Source organism: Roseibium sp., from assembly GCF_051016195.1.
Lineage (GTDB): Bacteria > Pseudomonadota > Alphaproteobacteria > Rhizobiales > Stappiaceae > Roseibium.
Genome location: NZ_CP134616.1, coordinates 2,588,158 through 2,610,312, shown reverse-complemented (window position 1 = coordinate 2,610,312; position 22,155 = coordinate 2,588,158). Strand labels below are relative to the sequence as shown.

General features: G+C 60.3%; 17 protein-coding genes. 10 read left to right on the top strand and 7 right to left on the bottom strand.

From position 1 onward, the window contains the following. Positions 1 to 3 precede the first annotated feature (3 nt). From RDA78_RS12095 to RDA78_RS12085, 3 genes are all read right to left on the bottom strand, one after another. Positions 4 to 1,152 carry a carbohydrate ABC transporter permease gene (locus RDA78_RS12095; RefSeq protein ID WP_434055556.1) on the bottom strand — a complete coding sequence of 383 codons (1,149 nt, stop codon included), beginning with the start codon at positions 1,150 to 1,152 and terminating at the stop codon, positions 4 to 6. Then, positions 1,152 to 2,393: a carbohydrate ABC transporter permease gene (locus RDA78_RS12090; protein ID WP_434055555.1), complete on the bottom strand. Its 1,242-nt coding sequence runs from the start codon at positions 2,391 to 2,393 to the stop codon at positions 1,152 to 1,154. The genes RDA78_RS12095 and RDA78_RS12090 overlap by 1 nt, the downstream gene beginning before the upstream one ends. A 143-nt stretch (positions 2,394 to 2,536) precedes the next feature. Continuing rightward, positions 2,537 to 3,901: an ABC transporter substrate-binding protein gene (locus RDA78_RS12085; protein ID WP_434055554.1), complete on the bottom strand. Its 1,365-nt coding sequence runs from the start codon at positions 3,899 to 3,901 to the stop codon at positions 2,537 to 2,539. Positions 3,902 to 4,149: 248 nt separating this feature from the next. On the opposite strand from RDA78_RS12085, the gene RDA78_RS12080 reads away from it, so the two are divergent. After that, positions 4,150 to 5,187 carry a LacI family DNA-binding transcriptional regulator gene (locus RDA78_RS12080; protein WP_434055553.1) on the top strand — a complete coding sequence of 346 codons (1,038 nt, stop codon included), beginning with the start codon at positions 4,150 to 4,152 and terminating at the stop codon, positions 5,185 to 5,187. Between the two features lie 9 nt (positions 5,188 to 5,196). On the opposite strand, the gene RDA78_RS12075 is transcribed toward RDA78_RS12080, so the two are convergent. After that, a complete protein-coding gene (locus RDA78_RS12075; protein WP_434055552.1) occupies positions 5,197 to 5,868 on the bottom strand; it encodes a GntR family transcriptional regulator in 672 nt (223 codons plus the stop codon). A gap of 597 nt (positions 5,869 to 6,465) precedes the next feature. On the opposite strand from RDA78_RS12075, the gene RDA78_RS12070 reads away from it, so the two are divergent. The 4 genes from RDA78_RS12070 to RDA78_RS12055 all read left to right on the top strand — a co-directional run bounded on the left by RDA78_RS12070 (position 6,466) and on the right by RDA78_RS12055 (position 9,629). Next, positions 6,466 to 7,413 carry a 2-hydroxyacid dehydrogenase gene (locus RDA78_RS12070; RefSeq protein ID WP_434055551.1) on the top strand — a complete coding sequence of 316 codons (948 nt, stop codon included), beginning with the start codon at positions 6,466 to 6,468 and terminating at the stop codon, positions 7,411 to 7,413. Between the two features lie 82 nt (positions 7,414 to 7,495). Next, the gene (locus RDA78_RS12065; RefSeq protein ID WP_434055550.1) at positions 7,496 to 8,314 is read left to right on the top strand and encodes a sugar phosphate isomerase/epimerase family protein; all 819 of its coding nucleotides are present in this window, start codon (positions 7,496 to 7,498) and stop codon (positions 8,312 to 8,314) included. Between the two features lie 153 nt (positions 8,315 to 8,467). Next, positions 8,468 to 9,184 (top strand): cytochrome c biogenesis CcdA family protein, encoded by a 717-nt coding sequence (locus RDA78_RS12060; protein ID WP_434055549.1) that lies wholly within the window; start codon positions 8,468 to 8,470, stop codon positions 9,182 to 9,184. Between the two features lie 22 nt (positions 9,185 to 9,206). Then, positions 9,207 to 9,629, top strand: coding sequence for a thioredoxin family protein (locus RDA78_RS12055; protein WP_434055548.1), 423 nt, complete (start codon positions 9,207 to 9,209; stop codon positions 9,627 to 9,629). A gap of 210 nt (positions 9,630 to 9,839) precedes the next feature. Here RDA78_RS12055 and gndA read toward each other — a convergent pair whose 3' ends face one another. Further along, positions 9,840 to 11,264 carry an NADP-dependent phosphogluconate dehydrogenase gene (gndA, locus tag RDA78_RS12050; RefSeq protein ID WP_434055547.1) on the bottom strand — a complete coding sequence of 475 codons (1,425 nt, stop codon included), beginning with the start codon at positions 11,262 to 11,264 and terminating at the stop codon, positions 9,840 to 9,842. A 260-nt stretch (positions 11,265 to 11,524) separates the two neighbouring features. Between gndA and RDA78_RS12045 the strand changes: the two genes are divergently transcribed. After that, positions 11,525 to 12,505 carry an extracellular solute-binding protein gene (locus tag RDA78_RS12045; RefSeq protein ID WP_434055546.1) on the top strand — a complete coding sequence of 327 codons (981 nt, stop codon included), beginning with the start codon at positions 11,525 to 11,527 and terminating at the stop codon, positions 12,503 to 12,505. Positions 12,506 to 12,591: 86 nt separating this feature from the next. Further along, positions 12,592 to 14,292 carry an ABC transporter permease gene (locus tag RDA78_RS12040; RefSeq protein WP_434055545.1) on the top strand — a complete coding sequence of 567 codons (1,701 nt, stop codon included), beginning with the start codon at positions 12,592 to 12,594 and terminating at the stop codon, positions 14,290 to 14,292. 87 nt (positions 14,293 to 14,379) lie between these two features. Here the strand turns inward: RDA78_RS12040 and RDA78_RS12035 are convergent, their stop codons facing one another. Together RDA78_RS12035 and RDA78_RS12030 are read right to left on the bottom strand one after the other, a co-directional pair. Continuing rightward, positions 14,380 to 15,426 carry an ABC transporter ATP-binding protein gene (locus tag RDA78_RS12035; RefSeq protein WP_434055544.1) on the bottom strand — a complete coding sequence of 349 codons (1,047 nt, stop codon included), beginning with the start codon at positions 15,424 to 15,426 and terminating at the stop codon, positions 14,380 to 14,382. A 57-nt stretch (positions 15,427 to 15,483) separates the two neighbouring features. After that, on the bottom strand, positions 15,484 to 16,476 hold the full coding sequence (locus RDA78_RS12030; protein WP_434055543.1) for a phosphotransferase: 993 nt from the start codon (positions 16,474 to 16,476) through the stop codon (positions 15,484 to 15,486). A gap of 179 nt (positions 16,477 to 16,655) precedes the next feature. Here RDA78_RS12030 and RDA78_RS12025 point away from each other — a divergent pair, with 179 nt between their 5' ends. From RDA78_RS12025 to RDA78_RS12015, 3 genes are read left to right on the top strand one after another with little or no spacing between them, the layout of a single operon-like run. Beyond that, a complete protein-coding gene (locus RDA78_RS12025; RefSeq protein WP_434055542.1) occupies positions 16,656 to 18,236 on the top strand; it encodes a trimethylamine methyltransferase family protein in 1,581 nt (526 codons plus the stop codon). Between the two features lie 53 nt (positions 18,237 to 18,289). Further along, entirely contained in the window at positions 18,290 to 20,725 is a 2,436-nt protein-coding gene (locus tag RDA78_RS12020) for a GcvT family protein (protein WP_434055541.1), read from the top strand. Positions 20,726 to 20,768: 43 nt separating this feature from the next. Further along, a complete protein-coding gene (locus RDA78_RS12015; RefSeq protein ID WP_434055540.1) occupies positions 20,769 to 22,139 on the top strand; it encodes a M24 family metallopeptidase in 1,371 nt (456 codons plus the stop codon). The last annotated feature ends 16 nt before the right edge of the window (positions 22,140 to 22,155 follow it).

The window sequence follows — 22,155 nt, the reverse complement described above, 5'->3', positions numbered from 1 at the left end:
ATGTTACTTGACCGATCCTGCCAGGAGGCCACGGACCAGATACCGTTGCATCGCGAAGAAGACCGCGAGCGGAACGGCGATCGAGACAAAGGCTGCGGTCGCCAGGATTTCCCAGTTGCCGCCGCGCGTGCCGAGCAATTCGACGATCTGGTTGGTCATGACCGTCGTCGAACCCGTTGCGTCGATCAGGAACACCTTGGCGACCAGAAGGTCGTTCCATGTCCACAGGAACTGGAAGATCGCAAAGGACGCGAGCGCCGGAAAACTGAGCGGAAGGATGATCCGGGTAAAGATCTGGAAATCGGTCGCGCCGTCGACCTTGGCGTTCTCGATGATGTCCCGGGGAAGACCGACCATGTAGTTTCGCAAGAGATAGACGGCCAGCGGCATGCCGAAGGCCGTATGCGCAAGCCAGACACCGAGGTATCCCTTGCCGATCCCGATGCCCAGATGAAGCCGCAATAGCGGTATGAGCGCCAGTTGCAACGGAACGACGAGCAACCCGACGACGGCCGCGATCAGCAATGCTCGGCCCGGAAACTCCATCCAGGCAAGCGCGTAGGCCGCAAAAGCCGCCACCACGATCGGTATGATCGTCGCCGGAATCGTTACGGTCAGCGTGTTGAAAAAGGCCTTGGCCATGTTGTCCTGGCCGGAACCAGAGAACAGGATCGTCCGGTAATTGTCGAAAGTGAACTCCGGCGGAACCGTCGCGGTAATGAAGATGCGCTGCCCGCGCCCGGACAACTGCTTGTCGTTGCCGCGCCAGACATAGTTACCATCTGCGTCGAGCGTAACGCTCTCACCGTCCTTCATCTCCGCGGTTTCGCCGGGTTGAAACGCCGAGACGTCTCTGGATGAAATGCCCCAGGCCCGGATTTCGCGCGGCTCGCCTTCGAAGATATTGCCTCTCACCACGAACACGTCACCGTCCGCAACCCGGTTGTCGTCCGGATCGGCGGCGCGGTAGACCTCGTTCTGTTCGGATTCGAACAGCGCGGCCCACCAGCCGGAACTGGAAATCTGGTCCGCAGTCCGGAACGACGACACGAACAGGCCGATCGTCGGAAACAGCCACAGGAGAACAAGGAAGACGACGGAAAGATGGACTGCCCAAACCAGTCCGGATTTTTTGCCGGCGATCGTGGCCATTATCTCATCTCCTTGCGCGCGTTGTAAACGTTCCAGACGAGGATCGGCGTCACCAGCAGCATGATCACAATCGCGCTTGCCGAACCGACCCCCCAGTCGTTGGCGCGAAACAGCTTGTCGTACATGTAATTCGCCAGGACCTGCGTCTCCCACTGACCGTTGGTCATCGCGAAGACGATATCGAAGACCTTGAGAACCGTGAGTGTGATCGTCGTCCAGACGACTACGATCGTCCCCATGATCTGGGGCACCTTGATTTTGAAGAAAATCTGGAACGGGTTGGCCCCGTCGATAATGGCCGCTTCGACGGTTTCTTCCGGAATGCCGCGCAGGGCGGCGCTCAGGATCACCATTGCGAACCCGGTCTGGATCCAGACCAGCACAATCATGAGGAAGAAGTTGTTCCACAGCGGCAAGGTCAGCCATGTCTGCGCTTCGCCGTAGGGCAATTCACCGATCCAGAGGCCGACGAGCGAGCCGACGGACACCCAGATAAGCCACAGGGCGCCACCGGCAACGAGCAGGCGGAGCGGCAGAAGCCAGACGGATTTGTCCTCGCCCTTGGCGATGATGCCGCGCGCGAAAGACCAGGCCACGGAGGCAACGATGACCACGAAACCGATGAGCAGCATCGAGGGTAGCACCTGCAGCATGAGCACCGATCCGATGCCGCCGTCGAACTTCAGCCAGACGGCATTGAGGATACCGATCTGATTCTGATCCTCGGGCCGTGTGTCATAGATCAGCTTGAAGATGACCGACGCGCCGACGAAGGAAATCGCCATCGGCATGAAGATGAGGGACTTTGCGAGATTGCCCCATCTGATCCGGTCGGTAAGCTGCGCCACCAGCAGACCGAATGCCGTTGAGATGGCCGGAACGACGATCAGCCAGAGCATGTTATTGCGCACGGCTTCCCAGAACTTCGGTTCAGCCATCATCTGGCTGTAATTGGCAAATCCGACGAATGCTCCGCCCTGATCCCGGTCCGTCAGCGACAGACGCAGGGTTTCGAAGACGGGATAGGCCAGGTAGAGCAGCAGTGCAAAAAGAGCCGGAAACAGAAACAGCCATGGCCGCACCATATTGGCCCGGTTGATGTTCCGGCCCGCGTTCGGTCCGGATGCCGGAAAGATAACCTTGTCCAGAACTACGTTCGACAAGAAAAAGTAACCGAGGCAGGCACCGACGCCGATAACGATGGTCGCCAACCCGAGGAGTGCCGGGTTATCCGCAAACATGGCCGTTCCATCCCATATGTCATTATGGAGGTTTTCCGGTCGAGCCGGACAACACTTGTGTGTTCAGGCAGTTGCGCCATGCGGGCGTCCGCTCGCCTGAAACATCCGGCCGTCTGCCACGCGGACAGACGGCCGGCAAGGCGTTACTTCAGAGCGTCCCAGCTTTCCTGGATCTCTTTGGTGACTGCGGCAGCGTCCTTACCACCGGTGTAGTCGACCATGCCCGTCCAGAAAGTGCCGGCACCGACACCGCCCGGCATCAGGTCGGACCCGTCGAAGCGGAAGGTCGTCGCATTGACCAGGATCTCGCCCTGGCCCCGCAGCGTGTCATTCAGATACGCGTCGAGATTGACACCCTTGTGCGGCGTCAGGAAGCCGGTCTGGGCCATCATGATTTCATGAGACAGCGGCAGTTGGAAGAATTTCATCAGCTCCGTGGTCGCATCGGACGCCTTGGTAATCGCCATAAGCGTACCGCCGCCCAGCACCGGGTTGCCGAGGTCTTTTTCCGCGTAGGCGGGGAAGTAGAAGAAGTCCACATCCGCGCCGAACTCGACGCCGTCCGGGAAGAAGGCGGGAACGAAGGAGGCCTGGCGGTGCAGGTAACACTGCGGCGGCGAGGAGAACAGGCCCTTCGGGCTGTCGCGGAAGTCGGTTGACGCAACCGCATCGGCACCGCCGGCAACCTTGTCGTCGTCGCGGGCGAACCATCCGAATTCCTCGATGGCCGCGACAACGCGCTCATCGTCGAACGGAATTTCGTTCGTGACCCACTGGTCGTAGACATCAGCCGGCTGCGTGCGCAGCATCATGTCTTCCACCCAGTCGGTCGCCGGCCACCCGGTCGCAGCGCCCGAACCGAGGCCGATGCACCAGGGCGTTTCGCCGTCAGCAACGATCTGCTCTGTCAGCGCCTTCAGGTCCTCCATGGACTCCGGCACTTCGTAACCGGCATCCTCGAAGTTTTCCGGCACGTACCAGACGAGGCTCTTGACGTTGACATTGTAGAAGAAACCGAAAAGCTGGTCGTTGCCATCGCCGTCCTTGTAGGTGCCGAGGTTCACCCAGCTTTCACCAGCGCCGTAATTGTCGCCAACCCAGCTCGCCATACCCTCGGGCATCGGCTGGAGTAGACCTCGGGACGCCATGTCCGATGCAAGACCCGGCTGCGGAAAGACGGCAATATTCGGAGCGGCACCCGCTTCGGCGTCGATCACGATCTGCTGTTCGAAGGAATCGGAACCTGTATAGATGACCTCGGCACCGGTCGCCTCGGTGAAATAGGCCAGCACGCTCCGGAAATAGCCGTCTTCCGGCTGCAGCCAAGGGCCTGCGATCGTCACAGTCTGACCCGAAAGATCAGGCGCGCTTTCCGCCCAGGCATTGTAGCTGTCCCAGTTGAAAGGTCCCTCGCCCGGAGGGAATTTCAGCTCAGCCGAGGCACTTCCAAGTCCCAGCGAAACGCTCAGCGCCAAACCGGCCGCGCAGGCCATCAAACGTGATTTCATGTCAGTCCTCCCAGATTGTCCCTTTGGCGGGACATTCCATCTAAAGTGGCACACCTTACCCGCCGGCAGCAATACCGAGGCTCCTCCCTCATGCAGCAAACCAACCGGAACTCGGCATCCAAACCGCTTTGGATTTGTCCTAAACATGTCGCCACGCTTCGGACTTGTCAAGCGAACAACTCACGAATTAATGTGGTATTTCAATAACAGCCTGATGGGAGGGCGCTTTCAAAGCGTTTTGGGCAAGAATGAGCAAGGGTGTGAATCTGAAGGAATTGTCGAATCGCCTGCAACTTTCGCAGACGACCGTCAGCCGTGCATTGAACGGTTATCCGGAGGTCAGTGCAGAAACGCGGCGCCGGGTTGCCGAAATGGCGGAGAAGCTCGGATACGCACCCAACAGTCAGGCCAGGCGGCTTGCCACGGGACGGTCGATGGCGATCGGCCATGTCATCCCTCGTTCGATCCACGAGATGATGAACCCGATCTTCCTGGAGTTCATCGCCGGGGCGGGCGAAACCTACTCCAAGCACGGCTATGACATGATCATTTCCGTGGTCGAGGACGATCACGAGGAAGACGCCTACCGCCAGATTGCCTCGCGCAAGAAAGCCGACGGCGTGATCATTCATGGCCCGGCGGCAGATGAAAGCCGGCACAGGCTTTTGCGCGAAATAAACCTTCCCTTCGTCGTTCACGGCCGCATACCCGGAGCCGAACAGGAAACCTCCTGGGTCGACATGAACAATCGCCGCGCGTTCGAGCGGGCAACGAACCTGCTTCTCGATCTCGGCCACAAGCGGATCGCGCTTCTCAATGGCCTTGAACACATGGATTTTGCGCGCCGGCGGCGAAAGGGATTCGAAGACGCCCTGGCTGCCAGGGGCCTTGTTCCCGACACCGGGATCATGCGCAGTTCCGACATGACGGAGCCCTACGGTTGCGACAACGCAATGGAGATGCTCAGGTCCGATAACCCGCCAACCGCTTTTCTGGTGTCCTCGATGATTTCAGCCATCGGCGTCGCGCGCGCCATCGGTCAGTGCGGTCTGGAAACCGGAAAGGACGTATCGATTATCACCCATGACGATGCCCTCTCCTTCCTGCCGAACAGCGGTGAAGTGCCGATTTTCACATGCACGCGCTCGTCCGTCCGGTATGCCGGCCAGCGCGCCGCAGAATTGCTTCTGGACCATATCGCCGATCCGGAGCGCGAAGTCTCGTCGCTGCATCTCGACGCGGAATTGATTGTCGGCCAATCGACCGGGCCTGCGCCTGAGCGCTGATGAACCGCTTCAAACGTGCGACAGGCCGCTGTTTGCCAAAAGGTTGTCCATGGTTTTCAGACCGCTGAGGCGGTGCGCATTGGCAAGTTCCGCAGCTCGCTCGGCCTCGCCGGCAACAATCGCGTCGACGATCTTGTAATGCGTGGTATCGCGTGCCGCGGGCGCATTGTTCAGCCGCAGCAGCACGGAATTCGCCCTGAACACCTGGTCCAGAAGGCCACAGATCTCGGAGTGCAGTCTGTCATTGCCGGACAGGCCCGCTACAAGACGGTGAAACGTGTCATCCAGTTGCGCCCAGGCCGAAATGTCCTTGGCCCGAAGCGCCGTTTCACCTTCTTCCAGAACCTGGCGAATATCATGAAGCGGATCGCTTGGAACATCGACGCGGGCGGCCGCATTTGCAGCAAGGCCTTCAAGCACGGCAAGTATCTCGAAAATTTCGCGAAAGTCCTTTTGCGAGATCGCGACCACGCGCGCGCCCCTGCGAGGGATCAGATCGATCAGGCCTTCCGCCTCAAGCCGGATCAGGGCCTCCCGGACCGGCGTCCTGCTCATGCCGAGACGGCTTGCGATATCAGGTTCCGGCGCTTGATATCCGGGCGGCAGAACACCTTGCAGGATCTCGTCTTTCAGACGGTCATAGGCACTGTCGACTCGCGTGGACTTGACTTTCGCTAACATTGCGGAGGCTTTCAGAACACAATTTCGAATAGCACGGCGTGCCCGGACCGCTCACCGGAAGCGACCTCGCCGGGCGTTGAAGTTCTTGCAAACAAACCCATTCAGCATTGATAATAATAACAATAAAATTTTACTCAAAGTGGATCAAAATCGGAAAAGATGCGGCACAATCGCACCTCAACATCACTCAACATGTTGATTGAGCTGAGTAAAAAGCGATGAGCCTCAGAGCTATATCGTAAAAATTACTGATTTTTTCTGGTGCAAATACGATTTCGAACTGCGGATATGAACGAGTGCGCCTGCTCGGGTCTTAACTGTTTATGCATACTCCGCGCCCTGACCAGACCCCTCGCGTCGCGCCTGACATCACGCCCCGGGGTCTGCAACTGGCGCCGGCAGTAACCAATCGTGCCTGCAAAACGAAGGAACGAACCACCTAATTGACTTGCAACACTTGGTATCCGCACTCCTCCCGGCGCGCTGACTTGCTCTTGTGCCGGGCATTGATCCTGCTCTAGATCTAAGGTCAACACTTTCCTTTTCATGCGCGAGGTTCAAGACGGCGAACCGATGCGTTTTCCGGAGCCGCCACTCATGAAGCCAGTTGTTCCCTTCATCCCAGAAGCCCACTCCCATGAGCGGGACGCCTGGCAACAGGAATTGTCGAGATCGCTCAGCGATCTGGCCGAACTCAAGCCGTTCGAATCGCTGAGTGAAGAAGAGCGTCTCGCTGCAAGGGTTGCCATCGTTGCAAATCCGGATCCGGCCAAGGTCGCAGCCTTGCCGAGCCTCGTCTGGGTCCAGAGCCTTTGGGCAGGGGTCGAGCGGCTGATGTCAGAGTTGCCGGAAGACGGTCCTCTCATTGTCAGGCTTGCCGACCCCCAAATGGCTGAAACCATGTCCGAAGCGGTTCTGGCATGGACGCTCTACCTGCATCGCGACATGCCGCGCTACATGCACCAGCAGCGTCAGGGCGTCTGGCAGGAACACTTTCTGAAAACCCCGGCAGAACGGACGGTGGGTGTCCTTGGACTGGGAAATCTCGGCACTGCCTCGGCGCAACGCCTGCGTGCCAACGGCTTCACGGTGACGGGCTGGAGCCGATCGGAAAAAGCCCTCGACGGTGTTCGCTGTTTCCACGGCGCAGAGGGATTGAAACAGCTCCTCGGCGAGGCCGATGTCGTGGTTGTTCTGGTTCCGTTGACTGACGGGACTCGCGGTCTGCTGGGCAAGGACGAATTCAATGCGTGCAAGGAAAACGCCGCGATCATCAATTTCGCGCGCGGCCCGGTGATCGAGACCGGTGCGCTTATCGGCGCGCTCGACGCAGAACATCTCTCCCACGCTGTCCTCGATGTCTTCGACCAGGAACCCCTGCCGACAGACAGTCCACTCTGGCGCCATAAGAAAATAACGGTGCTTCCGCACATATCCGCACCGACAATCATCAGCACGGCTTCAAGGCTGGTCGCGCGCAACCTTGAGACATTCCTGGAAACGGGCACCGTGCCGGACCATGTCGACCGTAAACGGGGATACTGACCTTTCGGTGCCGGGGCGTCGCAATACTGTCAAGGATTGCACCGTATCAGGCAGCTGGTTTCACATCCGATGAAGGACAATCATGCCGACCCTCCCGATCCTGGGCGCAGCGCTCAATGTCAACAGCCTGGAAACCCACCGCAAGCTCATGCTCGAAAAGCCGAGAGACCTTGAACTTCAGGATTTCTGGCCCGGAGAGGTTCTCAACGGAGACTGGATGCCGTTGGTGGAGCGCGCAAAGGCTTTGCTTGACGGCCACGAAGGCCGTCTCGGCATCCATGGGCCCTTCTGGGGCTTCACCATCGATGCCGTCGATGTGGATGTGCGCGCAGTCGTCAAAAAACGGCTCCTGCAAGGTCTTGAAGTCTGTGAAGCGTTCGGCGCGACCCACATGGTCGTGCACAGCCCCTATTCCACGTGGGATCACAACAATCTCGACAATTACGAGGGCGCCCGCGCACGCAAGATCGAACTTTGTCACCTGACCATGAAGGACGCCGTCAAACGCGCTGAGGATATCGGCTGTGAGCTCGTCATCGAAAACATCGAGGACAAGGATCCGCACCTCAGGAAGACACTTGCCGAGAGTTTCGGGTCTCGGTGGGTGAAGGTCTCGATCGACACCGGGCATGCGCACTATGCCCACGGGTCAACGGGCGCTCCGCCGGTCGACTATTACGTGAAAGCGGCCGGGAACGACCTGCGCCACGTTCACCTTCAGGATGCCGATGGTTATGCCGACCGCCACTGGGCACTTGGCGAGGGAACGATCTGCTGGCCTTCGGTCTTTGCGGCACTGTCGAAATTGCAAAGCGATCCGCGCCTCATTATCGAGGTTCGCGATCACGCCGACATTCCCGTTTCGATCGCGAACATGGCTGAGCTCGGCCTGGCACAATGACGCCGGAAACCGGCCCGCAAGCCCGACCCCACAAATTTGTGAAGAGGCGTTAGAGGACAGACCGGCAGCCTTTCCCTACTTACATTGCGGAATCGAGGTGTGCCGCGTCATTCCTCGACCGGAACGAGCTCTTGCAAAGGTGTGCTGGTAAACATGCTTGAACTGCCGCTTGCGTATATTGCCGGTCTTCTGACCCTGATAAACCCTTGTGTTTTGCCGGTTCTGCCGATCGTGCTCGCATCGGCACTCAACGCGGACAAACGCGCACCGATTGCGCTTGCTGCAGGTATGAGCGTTTCCTTCGTCACCGTCGGAATGCTGGTGTCAACGGTCGGATACGCCATCGGCCTGACCGAGGACGTCATGGCAAGGGTCGGGGCGACGCTGATGATTGTCTTCGGCCTCGTGCTGCTGGTGCCGGCGTTCAGCCAGCGATTCGAACTTGCCACGGCCGGCTTCTCCGGTTCGGCCGGACAAAGGCTTCACAGCACCGACACAAGCGGTCTTCGAGGCCAGTTTCTGGGAGGAGCGCTGCTCGGTGCGGTCTGGTCTCCCTGCATAGGCCCGACGCTCGGCGGAGCGATCGCCCTTGCCTCCCAGGGGCAGAGCCTGCTCTGGGCCGCTGCCATCATGTCTTTCTTCGCGCTTGGCGTATCAACGTTCATCGTCGGTCTCGGGCTCGGCGCGGGAGAAACCATCCGCCGCAGGGCCGACAGATTGCGCGGCCTGGCGGAGAAATCCAAACCCCTGATGGGGGTCGTATTCATCGCAGTCGGCGTGCTGCTGCTGCTCAACGTCCACAAGATGTTTGATGCGTGGGCTCTGAGCGTAATGCCGATCTGGCTGCAGGATCTTTCAGTCCGGTTTTGATCTTGAAGGGAAAGGAACGAACATGAACCGCCGTCGCTTTCTTATGACAACTGCAGGCGCCGCACTCACGGCAACCCTGCTGCCCGCAACCGCGTTTGCAAACGGAATGGTCGACTATTCGCCCGGGCTCATCCAGAAGCATCTGGCCGCCGGCAAGACCGTTTTCGTCGACTACGCCGCCTCCTGGTGCAGCACCTGTGCGCGCCAGGAACGGGTGATATCCGCCCTGCGCCAGGCCAACCCGGCCTATGATCAGACGATGGTCTTCGTGCGCGTCGACTGGGATGCCTACGGCGGTCACGAGGTCACCACGTCGCGCAAGATCCCGCGCCGGTCCACATTGCTCGTGCTAAAAGGCGATCAGGAGCTCGGCCGCATCGTTGCCGGAACCAGCGAACAACAGATCAAAGCCTTGCTGGATACCGGTTTGCAGGCCGGCAGCTGACGGCGCCAACACTGAAGCCTCATCCCGAGGACCGCCGGTAGGGCCGTCTCGAAGCGCAGGCGGCATGTACCGTTGCAGGCGGCCCATTATACGAGACAGCGCTGATGCGCTTTTTCCGAATGCGGCCGAAAGTTGGTCCCGACGTTCTTGGTCGCAATGCGATGTTGAAAAAAACCTCCGCGGATAGCCGCGGAGGTTTTTGTTTGTTGATCAGCCCATCGCCCAGGGCCCGTGGTAACCGCCGCCGTCATTGTCGGTGCGCTCGAAGCCGTGCGCGCCGAAGAAGTCCCGCTGGCCCTGCAGCATGTTTGCCGTCGAGCGGGCCGTGCGCATGATGTCGAAATAGGACAGCGCCGCGGACAGGGCCGGAACCGGCAGTCCGTGAAGAGCCGCCTGCGCCACCACCTGCCGCAACTGGGCCTCGGTTTCCTTCAGCTTGGCCGAAAAGAATGGCGCCAGCATCAGGTTGCGTTCGGCATCCTCGGCAAGCGCGGCCGACATGTCGTTGAGCATGGCAGAGCGAATGATACAGCCGTTGCGCCAGATCTTCGCGATTTTCGGCAGGGGCATCGCCCAGCCATATTGACGGGCCGCCTCCAGGATAAGACCGAAGCCTTGCGCGTAACAGACGATCTTGCCGGCCACGAGCGCGGCTTCCAGCGCGTCGATGGCGATCAGATCCTGTCCCAGGGTGGCCGGCGCAGAGCCGAACTCGGCCTCTCCTACCTTCCGTTCGTCAAGACGCGACGACATGTTGCGCACGGCAACCGCGGCCTCGATTGTGCTGGCAGGTGTGCCCAGCATCAGGGCCTCGATGGCCGTCCAGCGGCCGGTCCCCTTCTGCCCTGCGCGGTCAAGGATGATGTCGAGCATCGGCCGGCCGGTTTCCGGATCCGATGCGGTGGCGACCTTTCCCGAGATCTCGATCAGGTAGGACTGAAGAATGCCCCGGTTCCACGTATCGAAAACGCTTCCGATCTCCGCAGCCGGCATTCCAAAGCCGTCACGCATGACACCGTAAACCTCGGCGATCATCTGCATGTCCGCATATTCGATGCCGTTGTGAACCGTCTTGACCAGATGCCCCGCACCGGCTTCGCCGAGATGGGCCGCGCAGGGTTCGCCTTCGTGTTTTGCTGATATGGCTTCAAGAATGTGGCCGACCTGGTCCCAGGCATCACTTGCACCGCCGCCCATGATGGAGGGTCCGAAGCGCGCCCCTTCTTCACCGCCGGAAACGCCGATGCCCATGAAGCGGGGTCCGTTTTCAAGCGACGCGGCGGCGCGGCGGTTGGTATCATGGTAGTTGGCGTTGCCCGCATCGATGATGAGGTCCTGTGCATCCAGCAAGGGGCGCAGCGCCTCGATCTGTGCATCCACGGCCTCCCCGGCCGGCACCATCAGGATGACGGCGCGCGGCGGTTTGATAGAGGCAACAAACTCTTCGAGCGTTTTGGTGGGAACAAGTCTGCCGGCCAGTTCCCCCGCCTTTGCCATGAACTGGTCGGTCTTTTCCGTGGTCCTGTTGTAGACCGCGATCTGGAATCCGTTCTCGGCAATGTTGAGGGCAAGGTTTCCGCCCATCGTGCCCAGGCCGATCAGGCCGATTTCCGCAACAGCGCCGTTTGAACTCATCAAGAAAGCCTTTCTCAGATCGATTTAAGTTGCCGTTACGAGGTGATAGCCGACCCGCCTCCTCCGGGCAATGGCTGCCACGGCGGATTGAGGCGCACTTACACTTCATATCGCCCCGGATCACGCAAAGCTGAAACCGGAATTCAGAAAGTGACCCGGTTCTGCGATTCTCCCTGGCGATCGAAAAAGACTGTCACATAAGCCTGCTAACCACCTGAGCACCCGCATCCTCTCGCGGCTTTGCTCAAAGGATTAGTCAGATGAAGAACATGTTGATCGCAGCCGGCCTTCTGGCCATGGCATCCACGCCAGCTTTCGCAGACGATGTCTCCGGAAAACTGGTACTCTACACATCGCAGCCGAATGCCGATGCACAGGCGACTGTTGACGCGTTCACGGCAAAGCATCCGGGCGTCGAAGTCGAGTGGGTCCGTGACGGCACCACCAAGATGATGGCAAAGCTGCGCGCGGAGTTCGAGGCCGGCGCACCGAAACCGGATGTCCTCCTGATCGCCGACATGGTCACAATGGAAGGTCTCAAGAAGGAAGGCCGCCTGATGGCGCATGAAGGCGCCGATGTCTCCGCCTACGACCCCGCCATCATGGACGGCGACAAGACCTACTTTTCCACCAAGCTGATCACCAGCGGCATCGTTTACAACACCAACGCGCCCATGAAGCCGGCGTCCTACAAGGATCTCCTGAAGGCCGAGGCAAAAGACAAGCTGGCAATGCCGTCGCCGCTCACATCCGGTGCAGCGACCATCCACATGGCGGCCCTGACGTCGAGTCCGGATCTCGGCTGGGCCTACTATGAGGGCCTTGCCGATCAGGGCGCCAACCCGAAAGGCGGCAATGGCGGCACCTACAAGGCCATTGCAGGCGGTGAGAAACTCTACGGTTTCGTTGTTGACTTCCTGCCGATCCGCGAAAAACTGAAAGGCGCACCCGTTGAGTTCGTTTTCCCGGAGGAAGGCGTTTCCGCGGTTACCGAACCGGTTGCGATCCTGTCCACGGCTCAGAACCCGGATGCTGCAAAGGCTTTTGTCGATTTCCTGATTTCCGAGGAAGGCCAGAAGCTTGCCTCGTCGCAGGGCTACCTGCCGGCGCACCCTGCGGTCGCTGCACCGGAAGGCTTCCCGGCACGCGCGGAAATCAAGCTGATGGACTTCGATCCGTCCGAGGCGTTGGAGCAGGATCAGGCGAACAAGATCAAGTTCACTGAAATCTTCGGCGGTTAATTCTCGCCTGCCCGAAAACGCATGCGTCAGTGCGGCCAGAGCCGCGCTGACGTTCTTTCATTCCACGAGACTTCCAGCCAGTCCTTTTGCAAACGTCATCTCCTTCAGAAAAAGCAACCCTGATTGCGCTCGTCGCCGGCGCGACGGTGATCTGCGGCTTGCCGCTGCTCCTGCTTTTCAGAACCGGTCTGACAGGTGACGCCGGGCTCGACCTGACACCCTTGCTTGACGCGATCCAGAACCGCTCGGTGCAACGCGCCCTCTGGAATTCGATCGAAAGCAGTTTCCTGTCGGCACTTGCCGCAACAGTGCTGGGCACCTTGCTTGCACTTCTCGTCGGCCTCACCGACATCCGCTCAAAGGGACTGCTGGTTTTCCTCCTGCTGCTTCCGATGATGATCCCGCCCCACGTGACGGCGATTGCCTGGATCCAGGCGCTCGGACCGGCGAGCCCTGTTCTGCGCTGGCTCGGCCTCGCGCCCGAACTCGGTTCCACGCATCCGCTATATTCGCGTGAGGGCCTCGTGCTTCTGCTTTCGCTCCAGCACAGCCCGCTCGTCTTCCTGCTGGTCCGGGCAGCGCTCAGATCGTTTCCGCGCGAACTGTCGGACGCGGCCCGCATATCCGGCGCCGGAACCTGGACCCTCCTGCGCCGGATCACGCTGCCTCTCCTTGGCCCGTCACTTCTCGCCGGGTTTGCCCTTGCCTTTGTCGCGGCACTCGGAAATTTCGGCATCAACGCGCTCATCGGCATCCCCGCGCGCTACACGACGTTGCCGGTCCTGGTCTGGCGACGTCTGGCAAGCTTCGGCCCGGACATTCTGCCGAATGTCGCGGTGATATCCGTCATCCTCGCGCTCATCGCCTTGGCCGCCATTGCGGTCCAGAGCCTCTTGCAAAGGCGCATGCGCGCCAGCCTGATCGGACTGCCCCAGGATCCGCTCGCCATTTCTCTTGGGACGAAAAGACCATACGTGGAAGTGCTCTTGTGGAGTTTCGTTGCCCTGGTGCTGCTACTGCCGGCGGCGTCCCTGATCGCGACCGCCCTGGTCAAGACTTATGGAGTGCCGCTTGGGCTAGACACGTTGACGCTGGAGAACGTCGTCGAAGTCATCTGGCGTCAGTCGGTCACCTTGAGGGCCTTTGCAAACTCCACGCTGATTGCCGGGATTGCAGCGCTCGTCATCGCCGCAGCAAGCCTGTTGCTCGGCTACTTTCTGACCCACAGAAACGGGACACACCGCCGATGGGCGGGACTTGCGCTGACCCAGTCCGAAATCGCGTTCGCGGTGCCGGGGCTGGTCATGTCGATTGCCTTCATCCTGGCCTTCATCCGCCCTCTGCCGCTTCTCAACATCTCGCTTTACGGCACCCTGTGGATCATCCTGATCGCCTATGTCTCGGTTTTCCTGGCCGTTGGCCTGAAGCCGGTTCTCGCGGCCTTTCTCCAGATGGACGGATCGCTGGAGGACGCGGCACGTGTGTCCGGCGCAGGTTTCTTCACCCGGGTGAGGCGCATATTTGCACCGCTCGCGGCCCCTTCGGCCGCGTCAGGCGCCATTTTGGTCTTCCTGACGGCCTATAATGAAGTCACGGTCTCCGCGCTTCTATGGTCGACGGGAAACGAAACCATCGGAACGACCATCTTCAATTATGAAGACGGCGGATACACCACGCTGGCCGCAGCCATGTCCGTGGTCGTGGTCGCGGCAACGCTGGTGATCATGCTGGCCATGAACGCGCTTTCAAACCGGGTTCCGGCCGGGACGATCCCCTGGAAAGACTGACGGCAGCGCCGTATCGGCACCGGTGCGATGAATTTGAAGTTCGTTCGAAGCCCGCTGAAAAATAGGCCGAACTTCAGAATCAGGTGACTAGCCGGAAAGAACCCAGCTTCGGCTGATGGCGAGGCGCAGGACTTCGCCCTTCTCTGCCTTGTTGTGCAGCGATACAAGAACGGGATTTTCCAGCCCATCGACAGTCACGAAAACGTCCCAGGCTCCACCCCGGTAAACGGTGCGTGCGACCGTCCCCTCAAGATCGGGCCGTTCGGCTTCAGGAATGAGATGCTCCGGGCGGATGAGAAGGGTTGCAGGTCCGGGGCCGGTTCCCGCGATGCAATCCGATATGATTGAGCTGGTCCCGAGCGAAACCTTCGCCTGATCACCCGTTACCTGATCGATCCGGACAGGCACCAGTGTGCTGCGTCCGATAAACCCGGCGACACGCCGCGAGTTTGGACGGCGATAGATCGCGTCTGGCTCGTCGACCTGCAGGATCTCCCCGTCCCACATCACGGCAACCTTGTCGGCGAGCGCCATTGCCTCGCGCTGGTCATGGGTGATGAACAGGGTCGTGGCACCGCTCGCGGCATGAAAGGCCGCAAGTTCCTCCTCCATGACACTGCGCAGGTGCGGATCCAGGTTGGCGAGCGGTTCATCCATCAAGACGGTTTTTGCGCCCTGGGCGAGACAGCGGGCAAGAGCCACCCGTTGACGCTGACCACCGGAAAGCTCTGCGGGCTTTCTGTCGGCGAACGCCGAAAGCGATACGGTATCGAGACACTCCGAAACCCGGGCAGACACCTCACCTCGTTTTTGTCCCGCCGTTTCCAATGGAAAGGCGACATTTCCAGCAACACTCATGTGCGGCCAGAGTGCGTAGGATTGGAACACGACACCAGCGCGCCGATGCTCGGGCGCCATGTGGAACCCGTCAAATGCGACGTCGCTGCCGCCAAGTGAAATACGGCCTGTATCGATCGGTTCCAACCCTGCAATGGCGCGCAAAAGGGTCGACTTGCCGCAGCCCGACGGCCCCAGGACGACAAAGAACGTCCCGCTCTCGATGGACAGGGAAACGCCGTTGAGTGCTTTGTGCGGGCCGAATGACTTTGAAACGGCAGAAACCGAAATGGACATGCCTTGCGTTAGCTCCTGTCCATGACAGGGAGATTACACGGCAAACCTTTGGAGATGCTATTTGCTTCTGAGCCTGAGCAGCAGATCGACTTCTTCTTCCAGCGCACGGCCATAGGCCCGCGCTGCCGGTGCGTTGGTCTGGCCTAGCGTCTCGTGCCGGAACAGGCAATAGGCCGCGAGCCGCCAGTGATATGCGGCCCGCTCCTCCAGGAACCTTTCGGCGGTCTCCCGGTTCGGATAGTGCTTCAGGAACATCTCTTCCGCATAGGCGACCAGGGGGTGCAAGCCGTAAAGCTTCAAAAGGCCCGGCGAAACGAACCCGGCAATGTCCTCGACCGGGTCACCATACCCGGCGAATTGCCAATCGATCATGCGGGCACCGTCAGCGGTCGACTGGATCGTTCCGAGGCAGAAGCTGCGATGAACCAGCACGCGTTCGATTTTTCGTCGGGGTACCGCCTCGTCGCTTGGCCTCAGCCGTTTGAGGTTCACGGCCTTTCGGCTGTCCGGAATCGCGGCGAGCATCGCGTCACCGTTCTCCAGAACGTCATGATACCCGGCCGGCACTTCCTGATGCCCGGGTACGGGTTCCCTGAGTTCCGCGATCCGGCCGATAAGGTCCGCAGCTTCGCCAACATCGATCTGGTCGGCGACCGGCGGCCCGTAACCATAGACCAGAAGCGGCGTCCCGGACGGACTTTGTGTGTAGCTTTCAAGCGCAGGTGCAAGATCGTATCTGGCCAGAAAACTCAGTGCCTCGGCTTCCTGGTCGGGCAATGTCGGGTAAAGCGGATTGACTTCGGCACCGGGAAAGAACTCTTTCACCACGAAGATCCGCTCCGGCGTGTCGAGACGCCAGAAGCGGCTGGTATAGTTGACCGGCAACGGACGCAGCCGCGCGCTGCCCCAGTCCTTGACCGGCAGCAGGCCTTTCAGGAAGGCCAAAAGATCTGAATCGGTGAGCCGTTCGTTCACGCCAGTTGGATCCACATTCGATTTGACTGATCTCTGATCGCTTCGAAGCTGCAATTCGTCAAGCTGAAGTTTCATGAAAGCCTGTTGATGGGTCTTGCCGCCCGCCCGGCATGTCGGAGTTGAAGCAGAGACCGTCGCTCTGAGACTGCCCGCAAAAACAAGGCTCTCCGCTAAAGTCGTCTCATCCTGCGATCTTGCCGGTCAAGCCTCAAGGCGACGCAAGACCTGCAAATCGCGAAACAATGGCGGATCGGATGACAGAGGACCTTGGCACTGTTGCCTTGAATGAAACAGCACCCGCTCGGCGCGGACGGCGCCGCAGGGGAGGAGGGGAAAAGTCAGGACCGGACCTGTTCCCGCAAAAGCCCTTCAAACAGCCGCGGCACATCTTCAAGCCGATCGAAGCCATTTCGGCAGATGAGCTTGAATCGATCCACGATGCCTCCATGCGGGTCCTGGAAGAGATCGGCATGGACTTCCTCCATGAGGAAGCAAAGGCGATGCTCAAGGCGGCCGGAGCCGACGTCAAACCGGGTGAAGACCGCGTGCGGATGGATCGTGCCATGATCGCGGAACTGGTCGCCAAGGCACCTGCCGAATTCACGCTGCGCGCCCGGAACCGGAACCACGATCTTCAGATCGGCGGCGACGCAATCGTGTTCTCATGCGTTGCCAGCACACCCAATGTCGTCGATCGGGACGGCGGCCGCAGGCCCGGCAACAGGGAAGATTTCCAGAAACTCCTGAAGCTCGGCCAGTTCTTCAACATCATCCACGCGCCGCTCGGATATCCGGTCGAACCCGTGGATCTGCACGCCTCCATTCGCCACCTGGACTGCATCGCCGATGCGATCCGCCTGACCGACAAGGCCCTCCATCTTTATTCGCTCGGCAAGGAACGCAATCACGACGGCATCGAACTTGCCCGCATTGCCAATGGGCTGACGCACGAGGAACTGATCGACACCCCGTGCACGCTGACGGTTATCAACACATCGTCGCCGCTGCGCCTCGATACGCCCATGCTTCAGGGCATCATCGAAATGGCCAAGGCGGGACAGGTATCTGTCGTCACGCCGTTCACCCTTGCCGGCGCGATGGCGCCGGTTACTGTCGCCGGGGCGCTGACACTTCAAAACGCGGAAGCGCTTGCAGGCATTGCTTTCGCGCAGCTGGTTCGTCCGGGCGCGCCGGTGGTTTATGGCGGCTTCACTTCGAATGTTGACATGAAGTCCGGCGCACCCGCCTTCGGCACCCCGGAATACATGAAGGCCGCGCTTGTCAGCGGACAATTGGCGAGACGGTACAAGCTCCCCTTCCGGTCTTCGGGCGTCTGCGCGGCGAACACCGTCGACTATCAGGCCGCACTCGAAACCACGCTCTCCGAATGGGGTGCGATCAACGGCGGCGGCAACCTGATCAAGCACGCCGCCGGCTGGCTTGAAGGCGGTCTCAGCGCCGGCTTCGAGAAATTCATTGCCGATATCGACCTTCTGCAGAAGATCGCCGAATACCTCACCCCCCTGGATGTGTCCGAGGCCTCGCTTGCCATCGATGCGATCAAGGATGTGGGACCTGCGGGGCATTTCTTCGGAACCGAACACACGCAGGCCCGCTACAAGGATGCATTCTACCCGCCGATCGTGTCCGATTGGCGCAATTACGAGACGTGGTCCGAAGCCGGCAGCCCGATCGCCTACGACAAGGCCAACATGCTCTACAAGAAAGCCCTTGAGGCCTATGAGCAGCCGGCGCTTGATCCCGCGATCGACGAGGAGATCAGCGCCTTCGTCGACCGGCGCAAGGCCGAAGGCGGTGTCCCCACCGATTTTTAGATCATTCCCTTGAAGACCCCGCCGCACCCAGGCGGTCAGTCCGGAGCAGACGCATGAAAACTCACACTCAGGTCGTTGTCATAGGTGGCGGCGTTGTCGGCTGCAGTGTTCTCTATCACCTCACCAAGCTTGGCTGGAAGGATGTCGTCCTGGTCGAGCGCGACGAGCTGACGTCGGGATCGTCCTGGCACGCGGCCGGCGGCTTTCACACACTTAACGGCGATCCCAACGTCGCGCAGCTGCAAAGCTACACGGTCGATCTCTACAAGGAACTGGAGGAGATCTCAGGCCAGTCCTGCAGCCTGCACCTGACCGGAGGCGTGATGCTGGCAGACACGCCCGAGCGCATGGACTTTCTGCGCCTCGCCCAGGCCAAGGGCCGGTATCTGGGCATGGAACTGGAGCTGATTTCGGTCCTCGAAGCCAAGGCGATGTTCCCGATGCTCGATGAAAAACACTTCATCGGCGCTCTCTGGGACCCGGTCGAAGGCCACCTCGACCCGTCCGGCACGACCCAAGCCTATGCCAAGGCCGCGCGCGTGAACGGTGCCACCGTCTACCGGCACACCAAGGTAGAGGAACTTGTGCAAACCCCCGACGGAACGTGGGATGTCGTCACGAACAAGGGCACCATCCGGGCGGAACATGTCGTCAATGCGGGCGGCCTGTGGGCGCGAGAATGTGGCCGCATGGTCGGTCTCGAACTGCCCGTGCTCGCCATGGAGCACATGTATCTCCTGACCGACGAAATGCCGGAAGTCGTTGCCCACAACGAAGCGACCGGCAAGGAGCTGATCGGCATCCTTGATTTCGGCGGCGAGATCTACACACGTCAGGAAGGCAAGGGCATGCTGCTCGGAACTTACGAGCAGAACTGCCGTCCGTGGAGCCCGCGCGAAACCCCGTGGGACTTCGGCCACGAACTGCTTGCCCCGGATCTCGACCGTATCGCGCCGGAACTGGAAGTCGGCTTCGAGCATTTCCCGGCGCTGCAGACGGCAGGGATCAAGCAGATCATCAACGGCCCCTTCACCTTCGCACCCGACGGCAACCCGCTTGTCGGACCGGTTCGCGGCCTTCAGAACTACTGGGTCGCCTGCGGCGTGATGGCCGGCTTCAGCCAGGGCGGCGGTGTCGGTCTCACGCTTGCGAACTGGATGATCAACGGCGATCCGGGATACGACATCTGGGGCATGGATGTTGCCCGCTACGGCGACTGGGCGACGCTCTCCTATACCAATGCGAAAGTGCAGGAAAACTACCGCCGCCGGTTCCGCATCCGTTTCCCGAACGAGGAACTCCCGGCCGGCAGGCCGCACCAGACAACGCCGCTTTACGACCGCATGCGCGCGCAGGGGGCTGTCATGGGGGACAGCTGGGCGCTTGAAACACCGCTCTGGTTCGCGCCGGAGGGTGTGGAGGCGAAGGACATCTTCTCCTTCCACCGATCCAACGACTTTGAGCACGTCGGTGCCGAATGCCGCGCAGTGCGCGAAAGCGTCGGCATCACGGAAATCGCCAATTTTGCAAAATACGAAATCAGCGGACCGGGGGCAGAAGACTACCTGTCGCTGCTGATGACCAACACCTTGCCGAAGGTCGGCCGGATCGTGCTGACGCCCATGCTCAACGAAAACGGCAAGCTGATCGGCGACTTCACCATCGCACGCGCGTCCAATGAAACGTTCTACATGTTCGGATCCTCGCAGGCCGAGGTCTATCACATGCGCTGGTTCGAAAAGCACCTGCCTAAAGACGGCTCCGTGACCCTGAAGGCGATCAATCTCGGCTGGGTGGGTCTTTCCATCGCCGGTCCCAACGCCCGCAAGGTTTTGCAGAAAGTCACCGGTGAAGACGTGTCGGGCGAGGCGTTCCGCTTCATGGACTTCCGCGAAATGGACGTCGCCAACGCGCCGTGCAAGGTCAACCGGATCACCTATACCGGCGACCTTGGATACGAGATCTGGATGACGCCGGAATATGAACGCCAGGTCTATGAGGCCCTGATGGAGGCCGGAGGCGAATTCGGTATCCGGAATTTCGGCATGCGCGCACTTCTCTCCCTGCGCCTGGAAAAGAACTTTGGCACCTGGTTCCGCGAGTTCAGGCCAATCTACGGGCCCTTCGAGGCCGATCTGGGCCGGTTCGTCAAACTGTCGAAAAACCGCTTCATCGGTCAGGAAGCGGCCCGCACCGAATTCGAACGAGGCCCCAAGAAACGCCGCGTCAGCTTTGCCGTCAGCGCATCCGATGCAGATGTTATGGGCGATGAACCGGTCTGGCACGGCGGCAAGGTCATCGGCTGGATAACCTCCGGCGGCTACGCCCACTGGGTCGAGAAGTCCCTGGCCCAGGGATACATCCCCGCCGAGCTTGCCGACGACACCGGCGATGGTGCGTTCGAAATCGAAATTCTGGGCGAAATGTGCAAGGCGACCATCCTTCCAGATCCGCCGTTCGATCCGAAGGCAGAGCGTATGCGCATGTAACTCACGACAAGGGCCAGCTACACAGGGAGGAGGTGTCAGCGCCATGAACACGGAACATTTTGGCCGCCACAGGCGGAAGATCATGCCGGCCGAGCTGCCGCTTCATCCAGGCGATGCGGCAGGCTACGAGGCCCTTGCCGCCTATGCCAATGAAAAGGCAACGGCACTCAACAGGCATGTCCTTGGATATGGCGACCTCGCCGAAACGGAATGGGCCGCTCTCGGCATGGAAGCCCCCGACCTCGACGCCATGCGCGCCTATCGCCTTGCGCGCATCCGGCAGCAGTTGGAAAGATACGATCTGAGCGCAGCGATCCTGTGCGACCCGCTGAATGTCCGCTACGCGACGGACGCAACCAACATGCAGGTCTGGTCGACGCACAATGCAGTTCGCTACACCTTTGTCGCGTTGGACGGGCCGGTCGTTGCGTTCGACTTCCATCACTGCGAACACCTGTCCGGACACAACCTGCTGGTCGACGAGGTCCGTCACGGCATTCCCTGGTTCTATTTCGAAGCCGGTTCCCGCTCTGCAGAACTGGCGCTGAAATGGGCGGACGAACTCGCAGACCTTGTGAAGACCTATGGCGGAGGCAACCACCGCATCGCCCTGGACAAGGCCCGCCGTGAAGGGGTCGCCGCGTTGCAGGCACATGGCCTGGAGTTTCACGACGGCGAAGAAGTCATGGAACTGGCACGCTCTGTCAAAAGCACTGACGAGATCAAGGCAATGCGCCGCTCGATTGTATCCTGCGAAGCCGCCATGCGGGAAATGGAAGACGCGCTCGTGCCCGGCATGACGGAATGGGATCTTTGGGCACTGCTTCACGCAGGAAACATCAGAAGGGGCGGCGAGTGGATCGAGACCCAGCTCCTTGCGTCTGGCCCGCGCACCAATCCCTGGTTCCAGGAGGCATCGTCCCGCGTGATCGATGATGGTGATCTGGTTGCCTTCGATACGGACCTCGTCGGGCCGTACGGCATGTGCTGCGATATTTCCAGAACATGGCTCTGCGGCGATGGCATGCCGTCCAACGAGCAGCGGAGCCTCTACCAGATGGCCTATGACCAGATCGAGGCCAATATCGGCATGCTTGCGCCCGGGCGCGGCTTCCGTGAACTGTCACACAATGCTTTGAGCCTGCCCGACGATTACCTTGCGAACCGGTATTCCGTGCTCTTTCACGGTGTCGGCCTGTGCGACGAATATCCGGCCGTTCCCTACCCGTCGGACTGGGAAAGCGGTGGCTATGACGGCAGCCTTGAGCCCGGAATGGTCGTTTGCGTGGAGAGCTATGTCGGCCGTCATGGGGGCCACGAGGGCGTGAAGCTCGAAGAACAGCTTCTGATCACCGAAACGGGATACGAGCGCCTCAGCACCTATCCCTGCGACGAACGATTGCTGGGCCGCTGAGAAAAACAGCCCGGCA

Coding starts and splice junctions, on each gene's coding strand:
- RDA78_RS12095 (WP_434055556.1), bottom strand. CDS start 1,152: ATGGCCACGATCGCCGGCAAAAAATCCGGACTGGTTTGGGCAGTCCAT.
- RDA78_RS12090 (WP_434055555.1), bottom strand. CDS start 2,393: ATGTTTGCGGATAACCCGGCACTCCTCGGGTTGGCGACCATCGTTATC.
- RDA78_RS12085 (WP_434055554.1), bottom strand. CDS start 3,901: ATGAAATCACGTTTGATGGCCTGCGCGGCCGGTTTGGCGCTGAGCGTT.
- RDA78_RS12080 (WP_434055553.1), top strand. CDS start 4,150: ATGAGCAAGGGTGTGAATCTGAAGGAATTGTCGAATCGCCTGCAACTT.
- RDA78_RS12075 (WP_434055552.1), bottom strand. CDS start 5,868: ATGTTAGCGAAAGTCAAGTCCACGCGAGTCGACAGTGCCTATGACCGT.
- RDA78_RS12070 (WP_434055551.1), top strand. CDS start 6,466: ATGAAGCCAGTTGTTCCCTTCATCCCAGAAGCCCACTCCCATGAGCGG.
- RDA78_RS12065 (WP_434055550.1), top strand. CDS start 7,496: ATGCCGACCCTCCCGATCCTGGGCGCAGCGCTCAATGTCAACAGCCTG.
- RDA78_RS12060 (WP_434055549.1), top strand. CDS start 8,468: ATGCTTGAACTGCCGCTTGCGTATATTGCCGGTCTTCTGACCCTGATA.
- RDA78_RS12055 (WP_434055548.1), top strand. CDS start 9,207: ATGAACCGCCGTCGCTTTCTTATGACAACTGCAGGCGCCGCACTCACG.
- gndA (WP_434055547.1), bottom strand. CDS start 11,264: ATGAGTTCAAACGGCGCTGTTGCGGAAATCGGCCTGATCGGCCTGGGC.
- RDA78_RS12045 (WP_434055546.1), top strand. CDS start 11,525: ATGAAGAACATGTTGATCGCAGCCGGCCTTCTGGCCATGGCATCCACG.
- RDA78_RS12035 (WP_434055544.1), bottom strand. CDS start 15,426: ATGTCCATTTCGGTTTCTGCCGTTTCAAAGTCATTCGGCCCGCACAAA.
- RDA78_RS12030 (WP_434055543.1), bottom strand. CDS start 16,476: ATGAAACTTCAGCTTGACGAATTGCAGCTTCGAAGCGATCAGAGATCA.
- RDA78_RS12025 (WP_434055542.1), top strand. CDS start 16,656: ATGACAGAGGACCTTGGCACTGTTGCCTTGAATGAAACAGCACCCGCT.
- RDA78_RS12020 (WP_434055541.1), top strand. CDS start 18,290: ATGAAAACTCACACTCAGGTCGTTGTCATAGGTGGCGGCGTTGTCGGC.
- RDA78_RS12015 (WP_434055540.1), top strand. CDS start 20,769: ATGAACACGGAACATTTTGGCCGCCACAGGCGGAAGATCATGCCGGCC.